Source organism: Sphingomonas sp. NPDC092440 (assembly GCF_044754985.1).
Lineage (GTDB): Bacteria > Pseudomonadota > Alphaproteobacteria > Sphingomonadales > Sphingomonadaceae > Sphingomonas.
In genome coordinates, this window is the sequence record NZ_JBIVQA010000005.1 from 215,368 (window position 1) to 241,120 (window position 25,753).

Annotated in this window: 30 protein-coding genes; 9 read left to right on the forward strand and 21 right to left on the reverse strand. The window is 67.2% G+C overall.

Annotation, left to right across the window (positions count from 1 at the left end; translation table 11 throughout):
- Positions 1-2 precede the first annotated feature (2 nt).
- Entirely contained in the window at positions 3-632 is a 630-nt protein-coding gene (locus tag ACIQCS_RS10660) for a hypothetical protein (protein ID WP_345849992.1), read from the forward strand.
- Positions 633-659: 27 nt separating this feature from the next.
- On the opposite strand, the gene ACIQCS_RS10665 is transcribed toward ACIQCS_RS10660, so the two are convergent.
- On the reverse strand, positions 660-938 hold the full coding sequence (locus tag ACIQCS_RS10665; protein WP_345849993.1) for a type II toxin-antitoxin system RelE/ParE family toxin: 279 nt from the start codon (positions 936-938) through the stop codon (positions 660-662).
- A 1-nt stretch (position 939) separates the two neighbouring features.
- Complete coding sequence (locus ACIQCS_RS10670) at positions 940-1,170, reverse strand: antitoxin (protein ID WP_401530793.1); 231 nt, start codon at positions 1,168-1,170, stop codon at positions 940-942.
- A 145-nt stretch (positions 1,171-1,315) separates the two neighbouring features.
- Between ACIQCS_RS10670 and ACIQCS_RS10675 the strand changes: the two genes are divergently transcribed.
- From ACIQCS_RS10675 to ACIQCS_RS10685, 3 genes are all read left to right on the forward strand, one after another.
- On the forward strand, positions 1,316-1,948 hold the full coding sequence (locus tag ACIQCS_RS10675) for an opacity protein (protein WP_345849995.1): 633 nt from the start codon (positions 1,316-1,318) through the stop codon (positions 1,946-1,948).
- A 116-nt stretch (positions 1,949-2,064) separates the two neighbouring features.
- The gene (locus ACIQCS_RS10680; RefSeq protein WP_342249338.1) at positions 2,065-2,208 is read left to right on the forward strand and encodes a hypothetical protein; all 144 of its coding nucleotides are present in this window, start codon (positions 2,065-2,067) and stop codon (positions 2,206-2,208) included.
- A 115-nt stretch (positions 2,209-2,323) separates the two neighbouring features.
- Positions 2,324-2,896: a hypothetical protein gene (locus ACIQCS_RS10685; RefSeq protein WP_345849996.1), complete on the forward strand. Its 573-nt coding sequence runs from the start codon at positions 2,324-2,326 to the stop codon at positions 2,894-2,896.
- A 264-nt stretch (positions 2,897-3,160) separates the two neighbouring features.
- Here ACIQCS_RS10685 and ACIQCS_RS10690 read toward each other — a convergent pair whose 3' ends face one another.
- Positions 3,161-4,120 carry a lipase family protein gene (locus ACIQCS_RS10690; protein WP_401530795.1) on the reverse strand — a complete coding sequence of 320 codons (960 nt, stop codon included), beginning with the start codon at positions 4,118-4,120 and terminating at the stop codon, positions 3,161-3,163.
- A 135-nt stretch (positions 4,121-4,255) separates the two neighbouring features.
- Positions 4,256-4,732: a cytochrome c gene (locus tag ACIQCS_RS10695; protein ID WP_345849998.1), complete on the reverse strand. Its 477-nt coding sequence runs from the start codon at positions 4,730-4,732 to the stop codon at positions 4,256-4,258.
- Between ACIQCS_RS10695 and ACIQCS_RS10700 the strand changes: the two genes are divergently transcribed.
- A complete protein-coding gene (locus tag ACIQCS_RS10700) occupies positions 4,731-5,060 on the forward strand; it encodes a hypothetical protein (RefSeq protein ID WP_345849999.1) in 330 nt (109 codons plus the stop codon). The two genes, ACIQCS_RS10695 and ACIQCS_RS10700, sit on opposite strands and share 2 nt — an antisense overlap.
- A gap of 130 nt (positions 5,061-5,190) precedes the next feature.
- Here the strand turns inward: ACIQCS_RS10700 and ACIQCS_RS10705 are convergent, their stop codons facing one another.
- On the reverse strand, positions 5,191-7,254 hold the full coding sequence (locus ACIQCS_RS10705) for a S9 family peptidase (protein ID WP_345850000.1): 2,064 nt from the start codon (positions 7,252-7,254) through the stop codon (positions 5,191-5,193).
- A 9-nt stretch (positions 7,255-7,263) separates the two neighbouring features.
- A complete protein-coding gene (locus tag ACIQCS_RS10710) occupies positions 7,264-8,442 on the reverse strand; it encodes an MFS transporter (RefSeq protein ID WP_345850001.1) in 1,179 nt (392 codons plus the stop codon).
- 100 nt (positions 8,443-8,542) lie between these two features.
- On the opposite strand from ACIQCS_RS10710, the gene ACIQCS_RS10715 reads away from it, so the two are divergent.
- On the forward strand, positions 8,543-9,445 hold the full coding sequence (locus ACIQCS_RS10715) for a LysR substrate-binding domain-containing protein (RefSeq protein ID WP_401530798.1): 903 nt from the start codon (positions 8,543-8,545) through the stop codon (positions 9,443-9,445).
- A 247-nt stretch (positions 9,446-9,692) separates the two neighbouring features.
- Here ACIQCS_RS10715 and ACIQCS_RS10720 read toward each other — a convergent pair whose 3' ends face one another.
- From ACIQCS_RS10720 to ACIQCS_RS10730, 3 genes are read right to left on the reverse strand one after another with little or no spacing between them, the layout of a single operon-like run.
- Positions 9,693-10,601 (reverse strand): hemolysin family protein, encoded by a 909-nt coding sequence (locus tag ACIQCS_RS10720; protein ID WP_345850003.1) that lies wholly within the window; start codon positions 10,599-10,601, stop codon positions 9,693-9,695.
- Between the two features lie 9 nt (positions 10,602-10,610).
- On the reverse strand, positions 10,611-11,120 hold the full coding sequence (ybeY, locus tag ACIQCS_RS10725) for an rRNA maturation RNase YbeY (RefSeq protein ID WP_345850004.1): 510 nt from the start codon (positions 11,118-11,120) through the stop codon (positions 10,611-10,613).
- A complete protein-coding gene (locus tag ACIQCS_RS10730; RefSeq protein ID WP_086128269.1) occupies positions 11,113-12,114 on the reverse strand; it encodes a PhoH family protein in 1,002 nt (333 codons plus the stop codon). The genes ybeY and ACIQCS_RS10730 overlap by 8 nt, the downstream gene beginning before the upstream one ends.
- 225 nt (positions 12,115-12,339) lie before the next feature.
- Here ACIQCS_RS10730 and ACIQCS_RS10735 point away from each other — a divergent pair, with 225 nt between their 5' ends.
- A complete protein-coding gene (locus ACIQCS_RS10735; protein ID WP_345850005.1) occupies positions 12,340-12,762 on the forward strand; it encodes a hypothetical protein in 423 nt (140 codons plus the stop codon).
- 554 nt (positions 12,763-13,316) lie between these two features.
- On the opposite strand, the gene ACIQCS_RS10740 is transcribed toward ACIQCS_RS10735, so the two are convergent.
- Positions 13,317-14,147: an oxidoreductase gene (locus ACIQCS_RS10740; RefSeq protein WP_345850006.1), complete on the reverse strand. Its 831-nt coding sequence runs from the start codon at positions 14,145-14,147 to the stop codon at positions 13,317-13,319.
- Positions 14,148-14,221: 74 nt separating this feature from the next.
- On the opposite strand from ACIQCS_RS10740, the gene ACIQCS_RS10745 reads away from it, so the two are divergent.
- Entirely contained in the window at positions 14,222-14,662 is a 441-nt protein-coding gene (locus ACIQCS_RS10745) for a MerR family transcriptional regulator (protein ID WP_345850007.1), read from the forward strand.
- An 11-nt stretch (positions 14,663-14,673) separates the two neighbouring features.
- On the opposite strand, the gene ACIQCS_RS10750 is transcribed toward ACIQCS_RS10745, so the two are convergent.
- The 11 genes from ACIQCS_RS10750 to ACIQCS_RS10800 all read right to left on the reverse strand — a co-directional run bounded on the left by ACIQCS_RS10750 (position 14,674) and on the right by ACIQCS_RS10800 (position 22,442).
- Positions 14,674-15,426, reverse strand: coding sequence for a hypothetical protein (locus ACIQCS_RS10750; RefSeq protein ID WP_345850008.1), 753 nt, complete (start codon positions 15,424-15,426; stop codon positions 14,674-14,676).
- An 89-nt stretch (positions 15,427-15,515) separates the two neighbouring features.
- The gene (miaB, locus tag ACIQCS_RS10755) at positions 15,516-16,859 is read right to left on the reverse strand and encodes a tRNA (N6-isopentenyl adenosine(37)-C2)-methylthiotransferase MiaB (RefSeq protein WP_345850009.1); all 1,344 of its coding nucleotides are present in this window, start codon (positions 16,857-16,859) and stop codon (positions 15,516-15,518) included.
- 108 nt (positions 16,860-16,967) lie between these two features.
- On the reverse strand, positions 16,968-17,753 hold the full coding sequence (locus ACIQCS_RS10760) for a lysophospholipid acyltransferase family protein (protein WP_345852052.1): 786 nt from the start codon (positions 17,751-17,753) through the stop codon (positions 16,968-16,970).
- Between the two features lie 103 nt (positions 17,754-17,856).
- Positions 17,857-18,279: a Fur family transcriptional regulator gene (locus ACIQCS_RS10765; protein WP_137864504.1), complete on the reverse strand. Its 423-nt coding sequence runs from the start codon at positions 18,277-18,279 to the stop codon at positions 17,857-17,859.
- Positions 18,280-18,401: 122 nt separating this feature from the next.
- Positions 18,402-18,815: a MucR family transcriptional regulator gene (locus ACIQCS_RS10770; protein ID WP_345850010.1), complete on the reverse strand. Its 414-nt coding sequence runs from the start codon at positions 18,813-18,815 to the stop codon at positions 18,402-18,404.
- Between the two features lie 108 nt (positions 18,816-18,923).
- The gene (gene rimI, locus ACIQCS_RS10775) at positions 18,924-19,400 is read right to left on the reverse strand and encodes a ribosomal protein S18-alanine N-acetyltransferase (protein WP_345850011.1); all 477 of its coding nucleotides are present in this window, start codon (positions 19,398-19,400) and stop codon (positions 18,924-18,926) included.
- The gene (gene tsaB / locus ACIQCS_RS10780; RefSeq protein ID WP_345852054.1) at positions 19,397-20,026 is read right to left on the reverse strand and encodes a tRNA (adenosine(37)-N6)-threonylcarbamoyltransferase complex dimerization subunit type 1 TsaB; all 630 of its coding nucleotides are present in this window, start codon (positions 20,024-20,026) and stop codon (positions 19,397-19,399) included. The genes rimI and tsaB overlap by 4 nt, the downstream gene beginning before the upstream one ends.
- 1 nt (position 20,027) lies before the next feature.
- The gene (locus tag ACIQCS_RS10785; protein WP_345850012.1) at positions 20,028-20,621 is read right to left on the reverse strand and encodes a malonic semialdehyde reductase; all 594 of its coding nucleotides are present in this window, start codon (positions 20,619-20,621) and stop codon (positions 20,028-20,030) included.
- Between the two features lie 62 nt (positions 20,622-20,683).
- A complete protein-coding gene (locus tag ACIQCS_RS10790; RefSeq protein ID WP_280279590.1) occupies positions 20,684-21,256 on the reverse strand; it encodes a NifU family protein in 573 nt (190 codons plus the stop codon).
- An 81-nt stretch (positions 21,257-21,337) separates the two neighbouring features.
- Positions 21,338-21,604 (reverse strand): hypothetical protein, encoded by a 267-nt coding sequence (locus ACIQCS_RS10795; protein WP_345850013.1) that lies wholly within the window; start codon positions 21,602-21,604, stop codon positions 21,338-21,340.
- A gap of 49 nt (positions 21,605-21,653) precedes the next feature.
- Positions 21,654-22,442: an aspartyl/asparaginyl beta-hydroxylase domain-containing protein gene (locus ACIQCS_RS10800; RefSeq protein WP_401530805.1), complete on the reverse strand. Its 789-nt coding sequence runs from the start codon at positions 22,440-22,442 to the stop codon at positions 21,654-21,656.
- A gap of 268 nt (positions 22,443-22,710) precedes the next feature.
- Here ACIQCS_RS10800 and ACIQCS_RS10805 point away from each other — a divergent pair, with 268 nt between their 5' ends.
- Positions 22,711-25,605, forward strand: a complete 2,895-nt coding sequence (locus ACIQCS_RS10805) for an insulinase family protein (RefSeq protein ID WP_345850015.1) — start codon at positions 22,711-22,713, stop codon at positions 25,603-25,605.
- Positions 25,606-25,753: the final 148 nt, after the last annotated feature.

Here is a 25,753-nt window from a genome sequence, read left to right on the forward strand (position 1 = left end):
AGATGGGACAATCGGGCGCACTAATTGCTTCGATTATTGCCGCATGTGCGCTTGGCGTTTCACTAATTACCCTCTGGCTTACTTATTTCCGGAGAGGTTCTGTCCGAATGACTCTACCGTCGGTGATTTATTTTGGTCCGGATGGATCTGCATCTGGCGGATTTATCGACCGACCGAAGATATTCTTGCGAGCTTTACTGATATCAAACTCCAAGCGTGGTCGGGTTGTTGAGCATCTCTTCGCTACCCTGACGAGGGGGGAGACCAGGCAGAATTTCAATATCTGGGTGTATGGTGACGATGAACTCAAGCGAGGGAGTGGCCTCTTTGTCGGTGAAACGGGGATAGCCACGAACCACCACTTCCTTTTGCCACCTGATAATGCTGAGTTTCGGTTTAAAGCTGGAGGCTATCAGCTGGAGGTTTTTGCGACTCTTCTCGGTGGTCAGGGTGCTATCAAGCTCCTTAGCCAAAATCTGACTGCAAGCGAGGCCGAGGCCAGTTCGATAAATGCTTTGACCCACGGACTCTATTTCGACTGGGGTCCGCAGGGTAACCATTATCAATCCAACTTGAAGCGGCATGACGGGCCGCCGGTTTTCGCCAAAGTTCTTGGGGCAGGCACGGTCTAGCCGCAAAAGTCCACGACTTACGGAGGGCTATCCATTCACCTCATCCCGTGCCCCATGCCGGATGCGCAGGATGATCACCGTGTTGCCCTCCACGCGATATCGCAGGATATAGGGCCAGACGCTGGTCATTTCGCGCCGGCCTTCGCCTGCGTCGCGGCCGCGTTCCGAGAACTCCGCCAAACCGTCCGCCACTGCGATCAACCGCTCGCCCAGCCGCGATGCCGCGCCGGGATTGAATGCGGAGACATAGGCAAGAATGGCCTCGAGATGGCTGATCGCCTCCTCGGTCCAGACGATCTTGCGCAAGCTATTCGCCGGCTTTGGGACGCGGCAGCGGTGCTTCGGTTCCCCAGGAAGCGATCCAGCGCTTCACGGCATCATGCCCCACCAGCCGGCCCGCCCTCACATCGGCCTCGGCACGCGCATCCGCCGCCGCTTCGGCAGCAGGGTCGCGTTCGTCGAACAGGGAACGTTCGCGGGTCATGCCGAGGAAATACCAGCTTCGCGCTCTCGTCGAAACCCCCACCGTGTCCCCCATGCAACACCTCCGCCGCAATCCCATGCTGCAATGCAACCCGGCGGACTCCTCGTGCATTGACCCCATGCCCCGCCGCCAGCGCCCGCGTATCTGGGACGCCTTCGGCGGGGCGAGTGTTTGAATTAGTCACGAGGTTCCCCCCGACATGCGTAAACTCCTCGCCGCCGCGGCGTTCGCCGCGCTGCCCTTCGCCGTCCCCGCCGTCCAGGCCCAGGATGCCGGCACCGACAGCGCTCCCGCCGAAGCCGCTGCCACCGCCGCCCCGGCCCGGACCGCGCCCGACGGCACCCGTGCCTTCGGGATCGAGCCCTATATCGGCATCATGGGCGGCTATGAGCGGTTCGATCGCCAGTCCAACGCCGGCATCCCCATCCCCGCGAACGGCAAGGCCTATGACGGTGCGCTGGTCCAGGGCGTCGCCGGCATCAACATTCCGCTCGGCCCCGTCTTCGTCGGTGCCGAGGGCAATGTCGCCAAGGGCGTCAAGGGCGATATCGACTGGGAATATGGCGCCGCCGGCCGCTTCGGCCTGCGCGCGGGCGAGAGCGGCATGATCTATGGCAAGGTCGGCTATCAATGGGTCAATTTCGACGCGCTGGGCAACAACAGTCGCGACTATCACGCGATGACCTATGGCGCCGGCGTCGAAGTGGGGCCGAAGGACATCGGCCTGGGCGGCGTCACCGGCAATGGCGGCGTGCGCCTGCGCATGGAGATCAACACGTTCAACAACGCCAAGAGCTTCCGCCCGATGGCGGGCGTGATCGCGCACTTCTGAGTTGCCTGGGGGAAGGCGGTCGCGTCGCCTCCCCCCCCGATTCGGTGCCAACAGGCCCGGCAATGTCCCGGCCGTTCGGATAGCCTGGTCGCTCCACCCTCTGGAGGAGTGCATCGATGAAGAAGAAGATCGCTGTCGCCGCGCTGTTCGCGCTCTCCGCGCTCGCGCCGTCGGTCGCCCTGGCGTTCGATGACCCGCTGCCGCCGGGCTGTTTCTATGTTCTCGGCAAGCTGATCTGCGTCGATATGCCGATGGGCTGATCCGGGCCGCGCATGGGCGGCGCGCCAGATGCCGCCCATGCGCGATCGGCCTGTCCTACAAGAACCTATATGGTTATCTAATTCGGCTCCATTCAAACCGGAAGGAGCCCATGCCATGGAACACCAGCCCATCCAGCCGGAAGCGGCCGATGCGCTCGCCCCCTACACTCCCATTGCCCTGCGCGCCCGCCATGACGGCTGGACCGCCGATCGCCAGCGCAGCTTCCTCATCGCGCTGGCGGAGACTGGCTGCATATCCGAAGCCTGTGCGGCGGTGGGGCTCACGGCGCGCTCGGCCTATCGCCTGCGCCGCCGCCCGGATGCCACCGGCTTCGCCGAAGCCTGGAACGATGCGCTGCTCGTCGCCAGTGCCCGGCTGACCACGCTTGCCTTCGAACGGGCTGCGCGTGGCACGATCCGCGAATATTGGAAGAATGGCGAGCTCGTCGCCGAATGCCGCCAGCCTTCGGACCAGCTGCTCAAGTTCCTGCTCCAGCATCTGCGCGGCGACTGGTTCGGTCGCGACGCGATCGCCCAGCCGGCCGAGGGCGCGCGCCGGCGCTTCGATGCGGCGCTGGACGGGTTGGGCGACAATGCGGAGCCTGCCGATCCGCTTACGCTGCGCGATTATCGGGTGGCGCCGCCCCATGACCCGATCGCGCCGCCCGGCGAGGACGAGGAATGGTGAGCCGCGCGCGATGGGGCCGGTACCTTTGCGACCTTTCGCGCTGGTTCGGCCCGCGCGCGGCCGCGACGAGGAACGAGGAAAATGGTTCACGCGGAGACGCGGAGGAGCAATATTCGCGGCAGCGCCATCCGCCGCGTCGATGGCAGGAGGGGCGCCGGCCGGAGGGGGAGGTGCCGCTGGCGCGGCGAGCCATGTATCTCCGCGCCTTCGCGCCTTCGCGTGAACCAACTTCTCCTGCCGACGCCGATCGCGCCGCGTGAGAATTCACGCCCGCTTGCGCGCCCGGCCCTCGCCATGATCGCACACCGCTTCGCCGTCGCAGATCAGCCGGTCATAGCCGCTGCCCGGGCAGATCGCATGGGCGGTCAGGATCGCCGGAGTCAGCGCCTCGAGGCCGGCGCCGCGCCGGTCGAGCAGGCGGCGGATCGGGCGGCGGGAGCCGGCCCAGGCCTGATGACCGGCCCTGGGGGCCGGGGGCGGGGCCACCAGCAGGCCGACCGGGCGATAATCGGCGACGGCAAGCTTGGGGAAGACGCCCTTGGCGATCGCCCGTGCCCAGGCCGGCGTGGCGGGGCTCAGCGGCAGGTGCGGCACCACATCGCCCGGCATCTCGTAGCGCAGGCAGGCGATACGGGTGCTGCCATAGCTGGCGGCGAAGTCGGCATTGCCCGCGCGCGCCGCGGCGATGGTGGCGACGCTCACCGGCAGGTCCGCCCATTCCTTCACCTGGGCCGATCGCATCGCCGCCAGATTGGCGAGCGCGCCGCCCTTGCTGTGGCCGGTGACGAACAGGTGCCGCCGCGCCTTGCGGTCGAGCAGGCTCTGGTCGAGCATCGCCTGGATCGCGGTGCGCACGCCCGGGCCCGAGCCCGCGTCGTTCCACAGCCGGCGCGCCGATTCGGCGAAGCCGAAATGCACGCCGCCGCCATAGTGCGAATCCTCGACGCACAGCGAGAAGGCATCGTTCAGCCAGTCGAGCACCACGTCCCAGCCATCATGCGCGCCACCGAAAAAGGGCGGGAGCGAGCCGCGGAACGCGACCACCACGCCCTGGGGCGTGCGGCCGACAAGCGCCTGGTCGATCTCGCGCTGGCCGAGCGCGCTCTCGCGGCGCACGACGAAGGGCGCCTCGATCCAGCCGACATTGCGGCCATGGACCTGCATGGCGGGCTGATAGGCCTGGCTGGAAGCGTAGAGCAGGCGGCGTTTCATGCAGTCGTGCATCGGCAATACTCCCCGAACCATACAGCCTTGCCCCGGCGCATGGTGCACAGGCAATTAGGGTTAACACCGGAGTCCAGAATCGCGAAGCCGGGCTTTCGTTGCGCTGAACCGGAACGAAGCGCCCGGGCGATCCGCTCAGTGATGGTCGTCGGGCTTGCGATAGGCGTCGTGGCAGGCCTTGCAGGCCTTGCCCACTTCGCCGAACTGCGCGGCGAAGCCGGGCTTGTCGCCTGCCTTGGCGAGATCGGCGAGCTTGGCCGCCGCTGCCGCATAGTCGGCGGCGCGCGCCTCGAAGCCGGCGCGGTCGCTCCACACGGCGGGCAGTGCCTCGGACGGGGCGATGCCGGTGCCGGCGGGGAACATGCCGGGGATCGCCCGGGCCCAGCCGGCGAGCGCGCGGGCGGCGAAGCCCAGCGCCTTGGGATCGTCGCCACGGTCGACGCCCGCCTTGATCTGGCCGAACAGCGCGCCGGACAGCAGGAAGGCGGCCTTGCGGCCGGCGATCACGTCGGCGGCCGGATCGGCGGATACGGCGCGGCTGGCCGGGGCAGTGGCCGCGAGGCCGGTGAACAGCGCCGCCGCGGCGCCGAGTGCGAGCATGGAAGTGCGCATGGATTCGCTCCCTTGGTCGGAGAAGGCGAGGCTAGGCCTCCTGCCTTCGATCCGCAACGGCCGCGTAACCTTGTCCATTATGGAGGTGGTTGCCGCCGAAACGGACCGGGGATCGCCTATGCTGCCGGGCGTGGCAGAAGGCGAAGCTCCTCGGGTCGAGTATGCGTGCGAACGTTGCGGTGGTGTTGCCGTTACGCGCGACGCCTGGGCCGAATGGGACGTGAGTTCCCAGGCCTGGGCGCTCAGCGAGACGTTCGATTTCGCCTTCTGTCACCAATGCCACCGCGAGACGCGGCTGGTGGCGAGGTCGATCGGCCGCCCTCCCTAGGGTGGGCCGAAAGCGATCGCCGCCGGCCGGGTGCGCCCGGGCGTTGGTCGGAGCCGGGGAGGGGCCTCGCCAGTGGCAGGCGCGAAGCCTTTCCCCGGCTTCGCTTCGGTATCGGGGCCGGGCGCCGATGCTAGTCGCCCGCTCCCAGCCGCCACAGCACGAACGCCATCTCGTCGGCGGCTTCCTTCAGGCTCTCCCACCGGCCGGACTTGCCGCCATGGCCGGCGCCCATGTTGGTCTTGAGCACCAGCACCTGGTCGTCCGTCTTGGTGGCGCGCAGCCTGGCGGCCCATTTGGCGGGCTCCCAATAGGTCACGCGCGGATCGTTGAGCCCGCCCGAGATGAACAGCGGCGGATAGGCCTGGGCAATGACATTGTCATAGGGCGAGTAGGAGCGGATCAGCGCGAAGGCGGCCGGATCCGTCACCGGATTGCCCCATTCGGGCCATTCGCCCGGGGTGAGCGGCAGGCTCTCGTCGAGCATGGTGTTGAGCACGTCGACAAAGGGCACGTCGGCGACGACCACCGCCCACAGCTCGGGGTCGGAATTGATCACCGCGCCCATCAGCTCGCCGCCCGCCGAGCGCCCGGCGATGGCGATGCCGCCCTTGTGCGTGAAGCCCCGGTCGATCAGCCCCCTGGCGACGTCGACGAAATCGTTGAAGCTGTTGGTGCGCTTCTCGAGCTTGCCGTCGAGATACCATTGCTGGCCGAGATCGTCGCCGCCGCGGATATGGGCGATGGCGAAGGCGACGCCGCGGTCGAGGAACGAGATGCGGCTGGTCGAGAAGCCGGGCGGGATCGCATAGCCATAGGCGCCATAGGCATAGAGATAGAGCTTGCCCGTGCCGTCCCTGGGGAAGTCCTTGGGATAGACGATGGAGACGGGCACCTCGGTGCCGTCGCGGGCAGCGATCTTCAGCCGCTCGGTCCGGTACTTCGAGCCGTCATAGCCCGAGGGGATCTCCTGCACCTTCAGCGTCTCGAGCTCGCCCGTCGCGACGGTATAATCATAGACCGTGCCCGGCGTGACCATCGACTCATAGCCGATGCGCAGCTTGTCCATCGCATATTCGGGATTGTCGCCCAGCCCCGCGACATAGCTCGCCTCGGGGAATTTGAGCCGCACCGGGGCGATGGCCGGGTCGTAGCGGTGGAGCTCGATCTGATCGAGCCCGTCCTCGCGCCCCTCGACGATGAAATAGTCGGCGAAGCAGGTGACGCCGGTCATGTAGAAATGCGCCGACGGGCCGATCCGCTCGGTCCATGCGCCGGGTGCCGCCACCGGCGCGGTCACCAGCCGGAACTGGGGGTCGATATCGTTGGTGTGGATGAACAGCGTGCCGTCATGCTCGTCCACGTCATATTCGCGGCCCGGCTTGCGCGGGCTGACGCAGACCATCGGCCGGGAGGGATCCTCGGGCGAGAGGAGATAGACTTCGCTCGTCACATGATCGCCGGTCGAGACCAGCAGATAGTTGCGCGACTGAGTCTCCCCCACTGCGACGCGATAGCCCTCATCGGCTTCCTTGAAGAGCTCGACGTCCCGCTCCACCGGCTCGCCGAGCTTGTGCCAGCGGGCATTGTCGGTCCGCCAATTCTCGTTGGCGAGACCATAGAGGAAGCCCTTCGAGTCCGCGGTCCAGACGATTTCGGAGAGCATGCCGGGGATCATGTCCGGCAGCAGCGCGCCGGTCTCGAGGTCCTTCACCCGGACTTCGAACCGCTCCGAGCCGTTATCGTCCACGGCATAGGCGAGCAGCCGGCCGTCGGGGCTCACCGAAAAGGCGCCGAGCCGGAAATATTCCTTGCCCTCGGCCAGGGCCGGCTCGTCGAGGATCATCACGTCCTCGCCGCCATCCACATGGCGCCGCCACCAGCGCGGATATTCGCCGCCGGTCTCGTAATCGGTCCAGTAGAGCCAGTCGCCGTCCTTCTGGGGCACGGTCGCTTCGTCTTCCTTGATCCGCCCGCGCATCTCGGTGAACAGCGTTTCGCTGAGCGGCTTGAGCGGCTCCATCACCTTCTCGAAATAGCCGTTCTCCGCCTCGAGATAGGCGAGCACGTCCTTGTCGGCGACGTTGGGATAGGCCGGATCCTTGAGCCAGGCCCAGGGGTCCTGGATGGTGACGCCGTGGCGTGTGAAGCTGTGCGGGCGGGTGGCGGCGACGGGCGGCGCGGGAAGATCGGTCATCGGTCTTTCCTAGCGCGCCGCTCGGCAGACCGCCACTGCCCGCCGCCTTCGCGCCAGCCGCGGTGCCAGCACCATCGCCAGCCCGGCCAGTGCCATTGCCGCGCCGGCCAGCGACACCGCCGGATAGCCCAGCCCTTGGCGGATCACTTCGCCGCCCAGTGCCGCGCCGATCGCATTGCCCAGGTTGAACGCACCGATGTTCATCGCCGAGGCGAGGTTGGGCGCCTCGTGCGCGGCGTCCATCACGCGCATCTGCAGCGGGGGCACCAGCGCGAAGCTCGCCGCGCCCCAGAGCGGCAGCAGGATCATCGCGACCGGCAATGAGAACATGCCGAAGGCGAACAGCACCAGCAGCACCGCCAGCGCCGCGGTCATGGTGATCAGCGCGGCCTCGACCGAGCGATCGGCATAGCGCCCGCCCAGCCAGTTGCCGGCGGTGAGGCCGATGCCGAACAGCACCAGTGCCGCCGTCACCTGGAACGTGGAAGCGTGCGCCGCCTCGCGCAGGATCGGCGCGATATAGGTGAACACCGTGAACATCGCGCTGAACCCCACCATGGTCAGCGCCAGGGCGAACAGCACCGGGCCGCGGCCGAGCACGCGCAGTTCCGCGCCCATATCGGCATCGGCCTGGCCGGGCAGCGCCGGCACGAACAGCCGCAGCGCCGCCATCGTCACCACGCCGATCGCCGCGATCGCCGCGAACACCGCGCGCCAGCCGAACGCCTCGCCCGCCCAGGTGGCGAGCGGCACGCCGCCGATCGTCGCGATCGTCAGGCCCATGAACATCGTCGCGATCGCCCCGGCCCGCCGCTCGGGCGGAACCAGGCCGGCGGCCACCACCGATCCCACGCCGAAGAACGCGCCATGGTTGAGCGACGTCACGATCCGTGCCGCCAGCAGCATCGCATAATTGTCCGCCATCGCCGCCAGCAGGTTGCCGAGCGTGAAGATGCCGGCGAGTGCGATCAGCAGCGTGCGGCGCGGCACGCGCCCGGTCGTCAGCGTCATCAGCGGCGCGCCGATCAGCACGCCGATCGCATAGGCGCTCACCAGCAGGCCGGCGGCTGGGATCGAGACGCCAAGGTCGCCCGCGATCACGGGCAGCAGCCCCATGGGCGTGAATTCGGTGACGCCGATGCCGAAGGCACCGATGGCGAGCGCAGTGAGGGCGAGGCGGGGACTCATGGGATGCAGCTCCGGGATTTGTGCGGCAACGCAAATGGACCGGCGCCTCACCATCCGGTAGACCAAGGGAAGGCGAAACATCTGTGCGCAGGAATCACGAATGACACGAGCCATGATCGATCGCTCCGGCGAGATGGAGATCTTCGTGGCGGCGGTGCGCGAAGGCAGCCTTTCCGCCGCCGCCCGCCGGCTCGACCTCACGCCGTCGGCGGTCAGCCGCGCGCTTGCCCGGATCGAGGCGCGGCTGGGCGTCCGCCTGATCACCCGCACCACGCGCCGGCTGGTGCTGACGACCGAAGGCGACGCCTATCTCCATGCCGCCCAGCGCATCCTTGCCGACATCGCCGAAATGGAAGGCGAACTCGCCGACCAGGCCGCGCCGCGCGGGCGCCTGCGGGTCAGTGCCGCGCTCGCCCATGGCCGGCTTTCGGTGGTGCCGCTGCTCGGCGCGTTCGTCGGGCGCTATCCCGGCATCCTGGTCGACATCAGCCTCAGCGATACGCTGGAGGATGTGGCGGGCGGGCGCGCCGACGTCGCGATCCGTTTCGGCCCGTTGGCGGACAGTGCGCTGACGGCCCGCAAGCTGGGCGAGACCGGCCGCACCATCGTCGCCTCGCCCGACTATCTGGCGCGCATGGGCACGCCCCGGCTGCCCGAGGACCTGCACGCGCACAACTGCCTCAACTTCAACTTCCGTCGCGCCGAACCGGTCTGGCCCTTTCGGCGCGAGGGCCGTGACTATGCGCTTCCCGTCGGCGGCAATATCGAGGCGAACAATGGCGAGACACTGGTCCAGCTTGCGCTTGGCGGAGTGGGCGTGGTCCGGGTCGGGAGCTTCCATGTCGAGGACCATGTCGCTGCCGGGCGGCTGGTCGCGCTGCTCGAGCCGTTCAATCCCGGCGACCGCGAGGACATCCACGCACTCTATGTCGGCGGCGCTACCCGCCCGGCGCGGGTGCGCGTCTTCGTCGATTTTCTGGTGGAGCAACTGGGGCGGTCCTGAGCGGTATCGCATCCGCCTCTCCTGTCCCCGGCCGGGGCCACGACCGCCGGTCTTCCTTAATTGCGAGCCGTTATGGCAAACGGGATATGGTTTTTATAACCCATATGGTTCGCTATGTCAAGTTCCATTCGTCGTCCCGGCCTTTGTCGGGATGACGGTTCATGGCGGGAGGTACGGGCAGCGGGGAAGGCCCGGTTCCAGCGGCAAGAATGGGTCCCGGCCTGCGCGGGGACGGCGCTCGAGGGAGTTACTCCTCCGCCAGCGCCTTTTCCGCCGGCGGATGCAGCCGCAGTCTGGTGACTCGCTTGGGATCGGCTTCGACGATCTCCAGCTTCCAGCCGCTGCCATGCTCCAGGCACTCGCCCGCCTCGGGCACGTGCCCCGCGAGCACGAAGGCGAGTCCGCCCAGCGTGTCGACATCGCCGTCGACCTCGCCCAGCCGCGGGTCGACCGTCTCGGCGACGTCCTCCAGCTCGGCACGGGCATCGGCATCCCAGCCGCCGCCCTCGATCGGCACGAGCAGCGCGGTCGGCGCCTCGTCATGCTCGTCCTCGATCTCGCCGACGATCTCCTCGATCAGATCCTCGATCGTGATCAGCCCCTCGGTGCCCGAATATTCGTCGAGCACGATGGCGAGATGGGTGCGCCGCCCGCGCATCTGGGCGAGCAGGTCGAGCGCGCCCATCGACTGGGGCACGTAGAGCGGCTGGCGGATCAGCGCGGCGATGCTGGCGGGGTGCGGCGCGCCGCTCGCCAGGATGTTGAACACGTCCTTGATATGGACCATGCCGATGATGGTATCGAGCTCGTCGCGATAGACGGGAAGGCGGCTGTGGCCGGCTTCCTCGAACAGCTTCACCAGCTGGGCGAAGCTGGTCCGTTCCTCGACCGCGATGATGTCCGCCCGCGGCACGCCGACATCGCCGGCATCGCGCTCGCCGAAATGGAGCAGGTTCTTGAGCATCTGGCGCTCGATCGGGGCCAGGTCGCCCGCCGGGGCGCGGCCGCCCTCGACATGTTCGTCGATCGCGTCCTCGATGCGGTCGCGCAGCGTTTCTTCTTGGTCGTCACCGAACAGGAGGGTGCGGATACCGCGCCATATTCCGCCACCTTCGTGGCTGTCTCCATTGCCGTTGCTACTAGGGCCCTCGGGCATGTTCGGTGTTCAATCCTCGCGTATCAGATAGGGGTCGTGCAGGCCGAGGTCGCGAAGCGCGGCGCGCTCCATTTCCTCCATCGCCTCGGCTTCGGCGTCGTCCATATGGTCATAGCCTAGCAAATGCAGCAGGCCGTGGACAATCAGGTGCGTGGCATGATCCTCGACGCCGACCCGGCGCTCCAGCGCCTCGGCGGCGCAGACGCCGTGCGCCAGGACGATGTCGCCCAGCAGCACCTCGCCATCGTCGCTGTTCTCGGTGACCGCTTCCATCAGGTCCGGCTGGATCATCGGGAAGGAGAGCACGTTGGTCGGCTTGTCCTTCCCCCGATACTGGCGGTTGAGGACATGGACTTCCTCGTCCGAAGTGAAGCGCACCGCGACTTCGATCGTCGCGGCGTGATCGAGCCACTCGAGAAAGGGGGTCTGGCGAAGCGCGGTCTCGGCGGCGCGGACGGAGAGCGTTTCCCAATCCGCATCCGGCCAGGGGGCTTCGACCAGGGCGGCGACGTCAAGCATTCGGGCCCTCATAGGCTTCGACGATCCGGCCGACGATCGGATGACGGACCACGTCCGCCGTCGAGAAGCGCGAGAAGGCGATGCCCTCGACGCCCTCGAGCCGCCGTGTGGCGTCGTTCAGGCCCGAGGCGGGCGGGCCGCCGGGCAGGTCGACCTGGTTGGGATCGCCGCAGATCACCATCCGGCTGTTCTGGCCGAAGCGCGTGAGGAACATCTTCATCTGCGCAGGCGTGGTGTTCTGCGCCTCGTCGAGGATGACGAACGCATCTGCCAGGGTGCGGCCGCGCATGAAGGCGATCGGGGCGATCTCGATCTCGCCGCTCGCGATGCGCCGCTCGACCTGCTCGGCGGGCAGGCAATCATAGAGCGCGTCATAGATCGGGCGGAGATAGGGATCGACCTTCTCCTTCATGTCGCCGGGCAGGAAGCCCAGCCGCTCGCCGGCTTCCACGGCCGGGCGGGAAAGGATCAGCCGCTGGACGCTGCCGGTGATCAGCTGTGCCACGGCCTGCGCCACGGCGAGATAGGTCTTGCCGGTGCCCGCCGGGCCCAGGGCGAAGATCATGTCGTTCGAGACGAGCGCACGCATATATTGCGTCTGCGCGACCGAGCGGGGCACGATCGTCTTCTTGCGCGTGCGGATCATGATCTGGGGCGGGGCATTGCCATTGTCCGCCTTGATGATGCCGGTGAGCGTCGGCTCGCTCGACATGGCGATCACCGCGTCGATCAGCCCGGTATCGACTTCCTCGCCGCGGATGACGCGGGCATGGAGCTCCTGCAGCACTTCGCGGGCATGGGCGACGGCTTCGGCCGACCCCTCGATCTGCACGCGCTGGCCGCGGGCATGGATGTACACGCCGAGCCGCTCTTCCAGGGCGAGGATGTTGCTGTCGAACTCGCCGAAGAGCTGGGGCAGGAGCTGGGGCTTGTCGAAGTTCACCTCGGCGCGGCTGCGTTCACCGGACTGGGCGGGGACAGGCTTGCGGCTCATGCGGCTCCTTCGCGCTGAAAAATGTTGAATCTCTTGATGGCCTCACGCGTGCGCGCGATCGCCGACAGTCCAACGCGCGTAGCGGCGCTGCGTGTCAAAGCGAAGACGATGCGGGCGGTTCCCTGGCGCATGCGATATGGGAAGAGTGGCAGAGCTTTTCCAACTTGGACAGGGGGAATGCGGCGGCTGCTTCAACGAAGCGACGGACTGTGCGATACGTGCCACATGGCACGGGGCCCGAAATCGCCGCAGCGGAAAAAGGCGCTGTCCTATGCCAGGGACCGCCGCAACGCCTATGGCGGGAACGACAAGGCAGCGCGCAAGGCGATTCCGGCGCGCAAGGCCGGCGAGAATCGCAGGGCACGGCGCAAGGCCGGCCATGCGCTGGCAGGGATCGCGCGGCTCGACGCGCCCGTTGCCGATATGGTCGAGAGCGCGCTGCGCCATGACCTCGAGCGCGTTGGCGGCTGGACCAAGGCGGCGGATATGCCGTTGGGCGATCATGTCGCCAACCGGAAGGCCCGGGCCGAGCGCCGGATCGGGAGCAATGCCCGGGCCCGCGCCGAGGCAGGGCGCCAGCGTTCCGCCCCGGACTTCAATGGCATGATCTCCGTCGGCAGCGACATCCGCTTCCCGCCGGAAGACTAGGACGGATCGACATTTAGTGGGAAGGGGCTTTCCTGTCCCCCGGCGAAGGCCGGGGCCCAGTCTCGGTGCATCTGGCCAGGCACGAGAACCTCTCGAACGACGTTGCAACTGGGCCCCGGCCTTCGCCGGGGTACGGCTTTTCCTCCGCCGGCAAGGCGCGCTCGATACAGATCCTAAATGTCGATCCACCCGAGGGTGAGAATCCAAGCAAGCCCTTGAAACTCCACCCGTCATCCCCGCGCAGGCGGGGATCCAGGGTAGTTCGGGATGATCGAAGCAATCACGCGCAGGCTTGCCGGAACCGGCAACGCAAGCCGCGCGCCCCTTGCCCTTGGCCCTGGATCCCCGCCTGCGCGGGGATGACGAGGAAGGGATGGCGGGGGTGACGGTTCAAGCAATATGAGTCCTCAACCTAGGTTGAGAACCCAAACAAGTATCTGATTTTCCGCCGTCATCCCGGCCTTGCGCCGGGATCCCGCTTCTTCTTCCGTCAGCAAGGCAGCGGGACCCCGGCTCAAGGCCGGGGTGACGAAGGAGGAATATGAGTCCTCAATCTAGCCGGCCCGGCCCGACTGGCTCATCCGCCACATCAGTGCGTCCTTCCAGCGATCCGGCAGCCAATGGGCGAGGAACAGGAAGAGCTTCGCCCCGCCGCCCGTGCCGTAGCGGATGCGCGGGCGGCGCGCGGCGGCGGCCCTGGCGATGGTGTTCGCCACCACTTCGGGCGGGGAGGCGAAGCTGCCGCTCTCGGCGCTGCTCAGCACCGCGGCATGTTTCAGCGCCCAGGGCGCATAGGCACTGCTGCCCGAACGCTCGACCAGGCTCTGGTGCGCGATGCCGCCCCATTCGGTGCGGATCGCGCCGGGCTCGATCACCACCACGCGGATGCCGAAGGGCCTGAGCTCCATGCGCAGGCAGTCGCTGAAGCCCTCCACCGCGAACTTGGTCGCGTGATACCAGCCGCCGAACGGCTCGCCGATCTTGCCGCCGATCGAGGTGACGTTGACGATCGTGCCCGATTTCCGCGCGCGCATCAGCGGGGTGGCGAGCTGGCAGAGCCGGGCGAGGCCGAAGACATTGACTTCCATCTGGCGGCGGGCCTCTGCCATCGGCACGTCCTCGATCGCGCCATAGCTGCCATAGCCGGCATTGTTGACGAGCAGGTCGAGCCGGCCGGCGGCGCGGACCTTCTCCACGGCGGCGACGATCGAGGCATCCTCGGTCAGGTCGAGGTCGATCAGCTCGGCGCCGAGGCGCTTGAGCGGCGCCATGCGATCGAGGCGGCGGGCGGCGGCGAAGACCTTGTAGCCGTCCTTCAGCAGGCGCTTGACGGTGGCTTCGCCGATCCCGGCCGAGGCGCCGGTGACGAGGGCGGTTTTCTGCATTTCGGGCTCCGATTGTAATGTGGAGCCTTGCCATATAAGTATGGAGTATAGTCCATGGTCAAGGGACAAATCGCATGCTGATCTCAGAATTCGCCCGGCGTGCCGGCATGAGCATCGACACGGTGCGCTTCTATATCCGCAAGGGGCTGCTCGCGCCCGCGACCGGCGCGAAGGGCGGCTCCAACCCCTATCAGATCTTCACCGAGGCGCATCTGGAGGGCGCGCGGATCATCAGGATGGCGCAGGGGCTGGGCTTCTCGCTGCGCGAGATCGCGGCGCTGGCGGCGGAATATCATGCCGGCGGGATAACGCCCGAACGCGGCCTGGCGCTGATGCGGGCACAGCTCGCGCGGCTGGAGGAGAAGGCGGCGCAGCTGAACGCGATGGTCGACTATACCCGCGCCAAGGTGGCGTGGCTGGAAAACGGGCAGCAGGGCGCCGAGCCGCTGTTCGGGGAATTCGAGGAGTGCGTTTCGTTCAACCCCGGTTTCAACAAGGACGAATGCCTGGCCTGAAGCAGATGCGGCTAGGATTTCATGCTGTCGAACTTGCTGAGTATCTTCAGGAAGGTTTCGCGATTGGTCGTCGGCGCCATCAGCCTGTCATAGTCGGGCGATGGAAAAGGAACGAAGTTTGTTTCGTCGTCATAGGAATATGCGCCGATCAATATGCGCTCCTGATCATATTCGGTGTCATAGCCGACGCCGTCCATATCGAGCTTCTCGCATTCCCTGAGAACCTGGCGAGCGACGTTGATGGGGGCAAGCTGGCCAATGGTGACGATGAACTTGCTTGGAGTGACCGGATCGACGGAGGTCGAGCCGAAAGTTTCCGACGGGCGCAGATTCAATTCGTTCAGGGCCGCGAGTATTTCCTTGAAATTCGGAAGCAGGTCGTTCGCCCATATGAATTCCGACACTCTTCCGGATGCGCTGGATTTGATCTCTTTCTTGATTTCCGCCTTTTCATTCGCGGCCACGGTCACGAACTGCTGGGACTGCAGCGAATAGCGGCGCTCCAGGTGCCTGGAATAGAATGAATCCTCCTGCATTTCCGGGCGGAACTTGGTCTGCAGCAGGAAAAGGCAGGCCAGGAAGAGGGGGACGTTTATCACCGCGGATATGATGAGCAGGCCCGCCCCCCAGCTGGGGCTGGTGATCAATCCCGCCGCGGTCAGGAAGGATCCATTGATGGCGACAAGGCCTGCCAGCCATGCCGCAAGAAGCTGGATAGGTTTCGTAACCTTGGACGCATCGATGGGATTCTTCTCTTCAATCAATGCCTTCCTCCCCCTTGCGGCAAAAATAGCCACCGGGGCGGGAAGTGTCAAAGACGATGATGCCCATCTTCTTCGCCTAATCTTGCAGATCAGGCTGCGGCGCGTGCCTTTTCCACGCCGCTCAGCGAATTGGCGAAGCCCTCGGCGATTTCCACCTCGACCATGTCGCCGATCCCGGCACCGGTATCGAGATAGACCGACTGGAGCCAGGGCGACTTGCCGAGCATCTGGCCGGGAAGCTTGCCCTGGCGCTCGATCAGCACCGCACAGGACTTGCCGGCGGTCGCCCGGTTGAAGGCGAGCTGATCGCGGTTGAGCGCGGCCTGGAGGCGCTGCAGGCGCTCGTCCATCACATCGGCCGGGACGAACCCGTCCGCCATCTCCGCGGCGGGCGTGCCCGGGCGCGGGCTGTATTTGAAGCTGAAGCACTGGGCATAGCCGACCGCGTCGACCAGGCGCAGCGTCTCCTCGAACTCGGCGTCGGTCTCGCCCGGGAAGCCGACGATGAAATCACCCGACAGCGCGATGTCGGGCCGCGCGGCGCGGACGCGATCGAGGATCTTCAGATAGGAATCGCGGGTGTGGCTGCGGTTCATCGCCTTGAGGACGCGGTCGCTCCCGGCCTGTACCGGCAAATGCAGGAAGGGCATCAGCTTCGCCACTTCGGCATGGGCGCGGATCAGGCCCTCGCGCATGTCGTTGGGATGGCTGGTGGTGTAGCGGATGCGCTCCAGCCCCTCGATCCGGTCGAGCGCGCGGATCAGGCCGTGCAGCCCGGTGCCGGCATCGTCGTCCCAGGCGTTGACGTTCTGGCCGAGCAGCGTGATCTCGCGCGCGCCGGCATCGACCAGCGCCCTGGCCTCGTCGACCAGCTCGGCAAAGGGCCGGCTGATCTCGGCGCCGCGCGTATAGGGCACGACGCAATAGGTGCAGAACTTGTCGCAGCCTTCCTGCACGGTGAGGAAGGCGGTGGGGCCGACCTTGCGGCGCCGGGGCAGCGCGCCGAACTTGCTGAGCGCCGGCATGTCGGTGTCGAGAGTCGCCTGGCCGCTGGCGGCCTTCGCCACCAGTTCGGGCAGGTTGTGATAGGCTTGCGGCCCCACGACGACATCGACCCTGGCGCGGCGGACGATCTCTTCGCCCTCGGCCTGGGCGACGCAGCCGGCGATCGCGATCATCGGCTCCGCGCGCCCGTCGGCACGCGCGCCCTTCCGCAGGCGGCCGATGTCCGAATAGACCTTCTCGGTCGCCTTCTCGCGGATGTGGCAGGTGTTGAGCACGACGAGATCGGCGGCCTCGCCCTCGGCGGCGGCGGTCATGCCCTGCGCGGCCATCAGCTCGGCCATGCGCTCGCCGTCATAGACGTTCATCTGGCAGCCGAACGACTTGACCTGGAAGGTCCGGGGATTCTTGGGATTCTGGGGGGCGTTCATCGCGGCGCCTGTACACCAGCCGTCACCCCGGCGAAAGCCGGGGCCTCGGGCGGCTCCTGTCCTGCCATCGCCTGAGATCCCGGCTTTCGCCGGGATGACGGTCATGGATCAGGGGTTGGCCCCCGGCTTCGGCCGGTATCCGATCGGGTCCTCGGCGAAGCGGAAGGTGCGGAGCGGCTGGCCCAGTGCCGTCACCAGCGCCTCCTCGATCCGCCGCCGGCTCTCCGCGGCGATCACCTTGCGCCCCGGAAAGTCGCGCGGATGGAAGGGCTCGAGGAAATGCACGTCGAGCCGGAAGCTGCCCTTGCGGCCGAGCACGCGCTTCGCATTGTTGAGGCCGGTTTCCTGGCCGATCCAGCAGATATCGTCCGCCGCCGCCCCGTAATCGAGCATCACCGGCTGCACCATCACGCCGGGCGGCGGCGGCTCGAGCACGCGCAGCATCGGCGTCTTGAAGGGGAGGAGCGACTTGCCGTCGGTGGTGGTGCCCTCGGGAAAGACGGTGATCGCCCAGGTCTCGGCCAGCGCGTCGCGCAGCTCGTTGATCTGCTCGGCCACGCCCAGGCGGTTCTCGCGCTTCACATAGACGGTGCGGTTGAGCCCGGCGAGCCAGCCGACGATGGGCGAGCTCCGGATCTCGGCCTTGGCGATGAAGGCAGTGCCGCTGGCCCCGCCCAGCGCCAATATGTCGATCCAGCTCAGATGGTTGGAGATGTAGAAGACGTCGCGCTTCAGGTGCGTGCCGATGCGGTTGATCCGCGCGCCGCAGATCCGGGCGGCGAAGGAGAGGAAATAGCGCGGCCAGGGCGAGGGCGCGCGGACGAGGCGAAAGAGATAATGGAGCGGTACGAGCAGCAGCAGCGCCAGCGCAAGCATCGCCACGCGCCACCCCATGCGGCACCGCTCGGCCAGGGTGAGCGGCGTGTCATGGCCCTGGATCGCGTCCTCGCGCCGGCGCGCGGCGCGCTGGCCCCGGGTTTCGCCGGTGCCCGGCACCTCAGCTCTTGCGGTCGAGCGCGACGCCGTAGAGCTCCATGCGGTGGTCGACCAGGCGGAAGCCCAGCCGCTCGGCGATCTGCTTCTGCAGCTGCTCGAGCTCGGGATCGACGAACTCGATCACTTCGCCCGTCTCGACGTTGATCAGGTGATCGTGATGCGCTTCGGGCGAAGGCTCGTAGCGGGCGCGGCCGTCGCCGAAATCGTGCCGGTCGAGGATGCCGGCCTCCTCGAACAGGCGCACGGTGCGATAGACCGTGGCGATCGAGATGCCCGGATCGATGGCCGAGGCGCGCTCGTAGACCTTCTCGACATCGGGATGATCCTCCGCATCGGAGAGGACGCGCGCAATCACCTTGCGCTGTTCGGTGATGCGCAGCCCCTTCTCGTGGCAGAGCGCTTCGAGATCGATCTTACGGCCCATGGGCGCGATGTAGCGTGCGTGCGCCGAAGTTGGAAGACTGTGGCGGAGAAAAGGCGGGGGCAACGAAAAAGGCCGGCCCGGAGCGTTCCGGACCGGCCCTTCCTGTTTCGGTGGGTTGCGGCTCAGCGCTTGCGGCGCTTGGTGCCCAGGCCGATCTTCTTCGCCAGGGTGCGGCGCTGCTCGGCATAATTGGGGGCGACCATCGGATAATCGGCCGGCAGGTTCCACTTGGTGCGGTACTGCTCCGGCGTCATCTGATAGTGCGTCATCAGGTGACGCTTCAGCATCTTGAGCTTCTTGCCGTCCTCGAGGCACACGATATAGTCGGGCTTCACCGAGGCGCGAATGGAAACGGCAGGCTCCTGCTTCACTTCGGGCTCGGCGGCTACGCGGCCAAGACCCGAGAGCGCGCCATGCACGTTCTGGATGAGAGTCGGAAGGTCGGAGACCGACACGCTATTGTTGCTGACATGCGCCGCAACAATATCAGCCGTCAGCGTGACCAGCGTTTCATCAATCTCGGCTTGCGTTTCCATGTTTTTCCTTTCGACCCGGCGAAGACGACTATAACTCGTCGCCCGGCGTCACCCTATCGGACCATTTCGGATCAAACGCAAGACCATATTTGCAGATATCTGTAAGTCTCACTCCAGATCCCGAGCATAGGTATGGGCATCGAACAACTGCCCGCCATGTCCTCGATAATAGTCTCTGCGCTCGCCGACCTTTTCGAAGCCTTCGCGACGGTAGAGCCAGACGGCATCGTTTCCTGAACGGACCTCGAGATGAAGGCGCGCGACGCCGCGATTGCGGGCTTCCTCGATCGCCGCGCGGAGCAGCGCGCCGGCAACGCCGCGGCGGCGGGCGGCGGGGCGGGTGGCGAGGAGCAGCAGCTCGGCTTCGTCGGCGATGGCGCGGGTGAGGGCGAAGCCGGCATCCTGTCCGTCGATGCTGGCGATCACCAGCCAGACGCCGGGGAGCGAGAGCATGCCGAGGCACTGGGCGCTGGTCCAGGCCTCGCCATAGCGCGGGTCGAACGCTTCCTGCATGATGCGGCTGACGCTCTGGAGATCATGCGCGCCGCCTTCGCGCAGCTCGACCAGGTGGATCGTGCCGCTCATGCCAGGCCCCGCTCGGCGAGCGTCTTCGCGTCGGGCGCGCGGCCATAGACGGGGCGGGCGGGCAGGGCGGTGAAATCCGCCGGGAGCAGCCGGGCGTCGGCGGCGGCGGGCAGCGTCTCGCGCAGGTCGAGCCCCTCGGCCAGCGCGGCGAGGTGGCGGACGCCGCTGCCAAGGGCCGGCCGCCCCGCGAGCGTGGCGAGGGCGGCGGCGGGGGCGAGCGAGCGGAACGGCCCGTCTTCCCGCAGCGGCTGAGCGTGGAAGGCCTGCATGAACACCTCACCGTGCCCGCCTTCGAGCACCACGGCAAGGCTGGCGGCCGCCGGATCGGCGGCGAAGCCCGATGCGGCGACGAGCGCGAGCGACGAATAGCCGTGCACCGCCGCGCCCCAGCCGATCGACAGGCCGAGTGCCGCGGCAAGGCCGACGCGCACGCCGGTGAAGCTGCCGGGGCCGACATCGACGAGGAGGCGCGCTGCCCGGCCCTGGCCCGGCAGCGCGGCGATCATCGGCACCAGGCGCTCGGCATGGCCGCGGCCCACGACTTCATGGGCCGCTGCGATCACGGTCGCCCCGTCGAGCAGCGCGACCGAACAGGCGGCCGTCGCGGTCTCGATGACGAGAGTCAGATCAGAGGACGCGATTGAACTGCTCGAATTCAGGGCGCGGGAGTCGATCGAAGATGGTGGAGGGGTCGCCATGTCCCAGGGTCGAGATGAAGTTGGACTTCACATTGGGCTGGTCCGCAAAAAAGGCTTCGTCAACCTTCGCGTTGTCGAAACCCGACATCGGGCCCGTGTCGAAGCCGAGCGCGCGGGCCGCGATCAGCAGGTAGGCGCCCTGGAGCGACGAGTTGCGGAAGGCCGTGGTGTAGCGGCTCTCCTCGGTGGGGAACCAGTCCTTGGCGGTCGGCGCGTGCGGGAAGAGCCAGGGCAGCTGCTCGTTGAACGCCAGGTCCATGCCGATGATCACGGCGGCCGGCGCCTTGCGGATCTTGTCGGCATTGGTGCTGCTCGAGAGCAGCGCGAGCTTTTCCTTGGCCTCGGGCGTGGTCAGCCACACGAAGCGCGCGGCCTGGTTGTTGGCCGAGGTCGGGCCCATCTTGAGCAGATCGTAGATGTCGCGGATATCGGCCTGGGTTACCGGGGCATCGGTATAGCCGTTATAGGTGCGGGCGGCACGGAAGATCGTGTCCAGCGCCGCGTCGTCGAGCGGTTGGGCCATGGGTATCGGTCCTTTCGTTTTCGGCTTGTGTCGAGTCCGGTGCCGGGTCGGCACCGAAGATCTCAGACTGCCCGGACTTCGGTGACTTCGGGGACGTAATATTTGAGCAGTTGCTCGATGCCGTTCTTGAGCGTGGCGGTCGAGCTGGGGCAGCCCGAGCAGGCGCCCTGCATCTGGAGATAGACCTTGCCGGCATCGAAGCCGCGATAGACGATGTCGCCGCCGTCATTGGCGACGGCGGGGCGCACGCGCGTCTCGATCAGCTCCTTGATCTGCGCGACGATCTCCGCATCCTCGGGATTGTCGCCGAAATCCTGGCTCTCGGCCGGCACGCTGAAGCCGGCGGCGGCGGCGTGGAACAGCGGCATGTTCGCCACGAAATGATCGAGCAGGATGCCGAGTATGTCGGGCTTGGCGTCGCGCCATTCGGCGCCGGGGGCGATCGTCACCGAGATGAAGTCGCGGCCGAAGAACACGCCGGTCACGTCGCCCAGGCCGAACAGGGCCTGGGCGAGCGGCGAGGCCTCGGCCTCCTCCGGGCTGGCGAAGTCGCGAGTGCCCGCTTCCATCACGGTGCGGCCCGGAAGGAATTTGAGCGTCGCCGGATTGGGCGTGGCTTCGGTCTCGATCAGCATGTGCGCCATTTGGGCGCTCGGACGGCGGGGATCAAGCTGGAAGGGGGAAACGAAAGGTTTCCGTTACCCGACCGGCGTCACTCAGTCCTCCGCGTCCAGCCTGGTCGCGTCGGTCACGCTCTGGTCGTGGCCGCTCTTGTCGCTGAAGAAGGCGGCGGCGAACAGGCCGCAGCCGAGCAGCGTGGAAAGGAACACGCCGCCGATGGTGGCGAGGATCGCCGAGGGATAGAGCGCGTCGTAGAGCGAGAGATACCAGAGCGCGCCGGCCACCATCAGCACCGCCACGAGCGCGATCCAGGCGATCATCCGGCGGAATTCGGTCCAGGCCTTGGCGCGGTCGGTGGCCATTTGCGGCAGCTCCTTCTTCCGCGCCATGTGGCCCCGCACGGCGCGCAAATCAATCGTCGAGCGCCCGCGCCGCCGCATTCCAGCGCGTCACGTTCGCCCGCGCGTCCTGCACGAAGGCCGAGCCGCGGATCCAGGCGAGGAACCGGTCGACGAACCACCTGCCCGGCTGGCGCAGCGGCCGGCGGAACTGGATGAGCAGCACGACGCGGGTGCCGCTCGTGTCGTTCCAGACCTCATGGTCATAGGTGTCGTCGAACACCAGCGTCTCGCCCTCTGCCCAGCGCAGGATGCGATCGCCGACGCGCATGCGCGCATCGCCGTCGCGCGGCACGATCAGCCCGAGATGGCAGGTGATCAGCCCCTTGGTGACGCCGCGATGCGCCGGGATGTGCGTGCCGGGCGCGAGGATCGAGAAGAAGGCGCTGTTGAGGCCCGGGATCGCTTCGACCAGCCGGGCCGTTTCCGGGCAGCGATCGAGATTCTCCCGCACGAAATAGCCATAGCCGTAGAGGAAATAGCTGCGCCACTTGTTCACCGGCGCGATCGCGCGGTGATCGGGCGAGATGACGGAGAGCGAGGGCGCCAGATGCGGGGCGAGCGCGGCGGCGATCGCCTCGGCGCGGATCGCCTGCCAGTTGGCGCGCAGCGCCGCGGTCCAGGCGAAGTCGCGCACGTCGAGCACGGGGTCGTTCGGGACGAGCGAGAAGCGGGCGACGAACCGGTCGAAGAATCCGCGCAGATGCTTGCCATATTTGATCAGGAAAGGCCGGTCGCCATCGGCGCGCAGCGGCGCATCGGGCATGCTGGCTCCCGACATGACGGTAAGATCGGGAATCATTTCCCGTGCTTCGGCGGCTTCGACTTCGCCCGCGTCCCGCCACATTGCGCTGCCCCGCGCGCTCGGCTCGACCTTCACTGCACCTGACCTTGCTGGTTACGCTGCCTTTTCGACCACGGGACTCGCCCGTAGCGAATCGATAGCCTGCGGATGGGTCGAAAACATGGCCCTGCTGCGGCGCACCGAGGCCGCTTCATGTCCCGCACGTACATCCGGCGGAAAGGTTCGCGCTGGCATGCCCGGCGCTTCGCCCCTAGATGGACGGTCTATGCACTTCTTCCTGCGTGCGCCTCTCGCGCTCCTCGCTTTCGCCACGCTCGCGCCGGCCCTGCCGGCCCAGGCCCAGGTCTCGACCAATCCCCCGAACGTGCCCGACACGCAGACGGTGGGGCGGCCGGTCCAGACCGCCAAGGACCCCTGGCTCTATGAGAAGAGCGATCTCGTCCATGACGATGCGTGGAAATTCGGGAGGCTTCCCAATGGGGTGCGCTATGCCGTGCGCAAGAACGGCGTGCCGCCGGGCCAGGTCTCGGTCCGGGTGCGCATGGATGTCGGCTCGCTGATGGAACGCGACAGCGAGCGGGGCTTCGCGCACCTTCTGGAACATCTTTCGTTCCGCGGCTCGGTGCACGTGCCGGACGGCGAATCGAAGCGGGTCTGGCAGCGCCTGGGCGTGACCTTCGGCTCCGATTCGAACGCCAGCACCACTTTCACCGCCACCACCTACAAGCTCGACCTGCCCATGGCTTCCCCCACGGGGCTGGACGAGAGCTTCAAGATCCTGGCCGGCATGATGTCCGGCCCGCAGATCACCCAGCCGATCCTCGATTCGGAGCGGCCGGTGGTGCTCGCCGAGCAGCGCGAGCAGCCCGGGCCGCAGGTGCGGCTGCAGGACGCGATGCTCGACCTGATGTTCGCCGGCCAGCCGCTGTCGCAGCGCGAGCCGATCGGCACGGTCGAGACGCTCGTCGCCGCCACTCCGGCGAGCGTGCAGGAATTCCACGACCGCTGGTATCGCCCCGAGCGCGCCACCGTCATTGCGATCGGCGACGTCGATCCGGCGCTGCTCGAGCAGATGATCGTCAAGCATTTCTCGGACTGGAAGGGCACGGGCCCGGCGGTGCCGACGCCCGATTTCGGCAAGCCCGTCGAGGGCAGGCCGGTCGCCGCCAGCATCGTCGAGCCGGCGCTGCCGGTGCTCACCACCATGGCGATCATGCGTCCCTGGACGGTCGACGGCGATACGGTGATCTTCAACCAGAAGCGGATGATCGATCTGGTCGCGATCCGCATCATCAATCGCCGGCTGGAGACGCGGGCGCGCTCGGGCGGCACCTTCATCGCCGCCGGAGCCGATCTGAGCGACATCGGCCGATCGGCGAATCTCACCACCGTGCAGGTGCTCCCCATCGGCGACGATTGGGAAGCGGCGCTGCGCGACGTGCGCGCCGTGATCGCCGACGCCCAGGCCGCGCCGCCGAGCCAGGCCGAGATCGACCGCGAGGTCGCCGAGATCGAATCGTCGATGAAGCAGCGGATCAACACCGCGCCGGTCGAGGCCGGGGCCAAGCTGGCCGACGACCTTGCCGAGGCGGTCGACATCAACGAGACGGTGACGACGCCCGAATTCTCCTACGCGATCTTCAAGGGCGCGGTTACGGCCAAGATGTTCACCCCCGCCACCGTGCTGGCGTCGTCGAAGAAAGTGTTCGAGGGCACGGCGACGCGCGCGATCGTCAACCTGCACGCGCCCGATCCGGCGATCACCACCAAGGTGGCTTCCGCGCTCGAGGCCAATGTCGCGGCGAGCGGCAAGCGCAAGCTGGTCGGCAATGTCAGCTTCGCCGCGCTGCCCAAGCTCGGCGTGCCCGGCAAGGTGGCGAGCCGCGAGCAGATCCTGCCGGGCACCGGCATCGAGAAGCTCGCCTTTGCGAACGGGGTGACGCTGCTGATCCGCCAGGACCCGTCGGAGACCGGCAAGGTCTATGTCAACGTCCGCTTCGGCCGCGGGCTCTCGGGCCTGCCCAGCAAGGGCCAGACTCCGGCCTGGGCCGGCGAGCCGGCGCTCGTGGCCAGCGGCATCGGCAAATATGGCCAGGAAGAGCTCGACGCCCTGACCGGCCGCCGCCAGATCGGCGCCGATTTCGACGTCGACGACGACGCCTTTGTCCTGAAGGGGCAGACGACCAAGGACGACCTGCCCGACCAGCTCAAGCTGCTGGCGACCAAGCTCGCCGCCCCGGGCTGGGATCCCAATCCGGTGCTGCGCGCCAAGGCGGGCATCCTGTCGGGCTATGCCGGCCTCTCGGCCTCGCCCGACGCGGTGCTGAACCGCGACCTGGAGCGGCTGCTCCACAATGGCGATCCGCGCTGGGGCGTGCCGGCCGAGGCGACGATCCGCGAGACCACGCCGGAGAGCTTCCGCAAGTTCTGGGAGCCGCTGCTGGCGACCGGGCCGATCGAAGTCGAGGTGTTCGGCGACATGGATGCCGAGGCCACGGTGAAGGCCGTGGGCGCCACCTTCGGCGCGCTGAAGCCGCGCGTGGCGAGCACGGCGCCGCTCGCGCCGGTGGAGTTCCCCGCGCATGTCGCCACGCCGGTGACGCTGCTCCACAAGGGCCAGCCCAACCAGGCCGCGGCGGTGATCGCCTGGCCGACCGGCGGCGGCACCGAGAATGGCGGCATCACCGAAAGCCGCAAGCTCGAGGTGCTCGCCGCGGTGTTCCGCGACCGGCTGCTCGACCAGCTGCGCAGCCAGGCGGGCGTGAGCTATTCGCCCCAGGTGGCGAGCCAGTGGCCGCAGGGCCTGCCGACGGGCGGCAAGATCATGGCGCTCGGCATGGTGCCGCCGGACAAGGTCGACTTCTTCTTCGAGCTGTCGCGCAAGATCGCGGCGGATCTGGTGGCCAAGCCGATCGACGCGGACGAGCTCAACCGCGCGCTCACGCCGCTGAAGCAGCAGATCCTGCGCATGTCCTCGGGCAACATGTTCTGGATGCGCCTGGTCGAGGGCGGCACCTATGATCCCGCGCGGATCGCCGCCGTCGACACGCTGGCCGCGGACTATTCGCGGGTGACGCCGCAGGACGTGCAGGGGCTGGCGATGAAGTATCTCCGCCCGGACAGGGACTGGACGCTCAAGGTGGTGCCGGAGAAGAAGTGAGGCTCCGGCTTCATGCCCGAAACGCGAAAGGCCGGGGTGGAAGCCCCGGCCTTTCTCGTTGGGTTCGCTCTCCAACTTCCACTGTCACCCTGAACTTGTTTCAGGGTCCAGCACGCCTCGCAGGATATCGCTTGGGGAGAGTTGGATG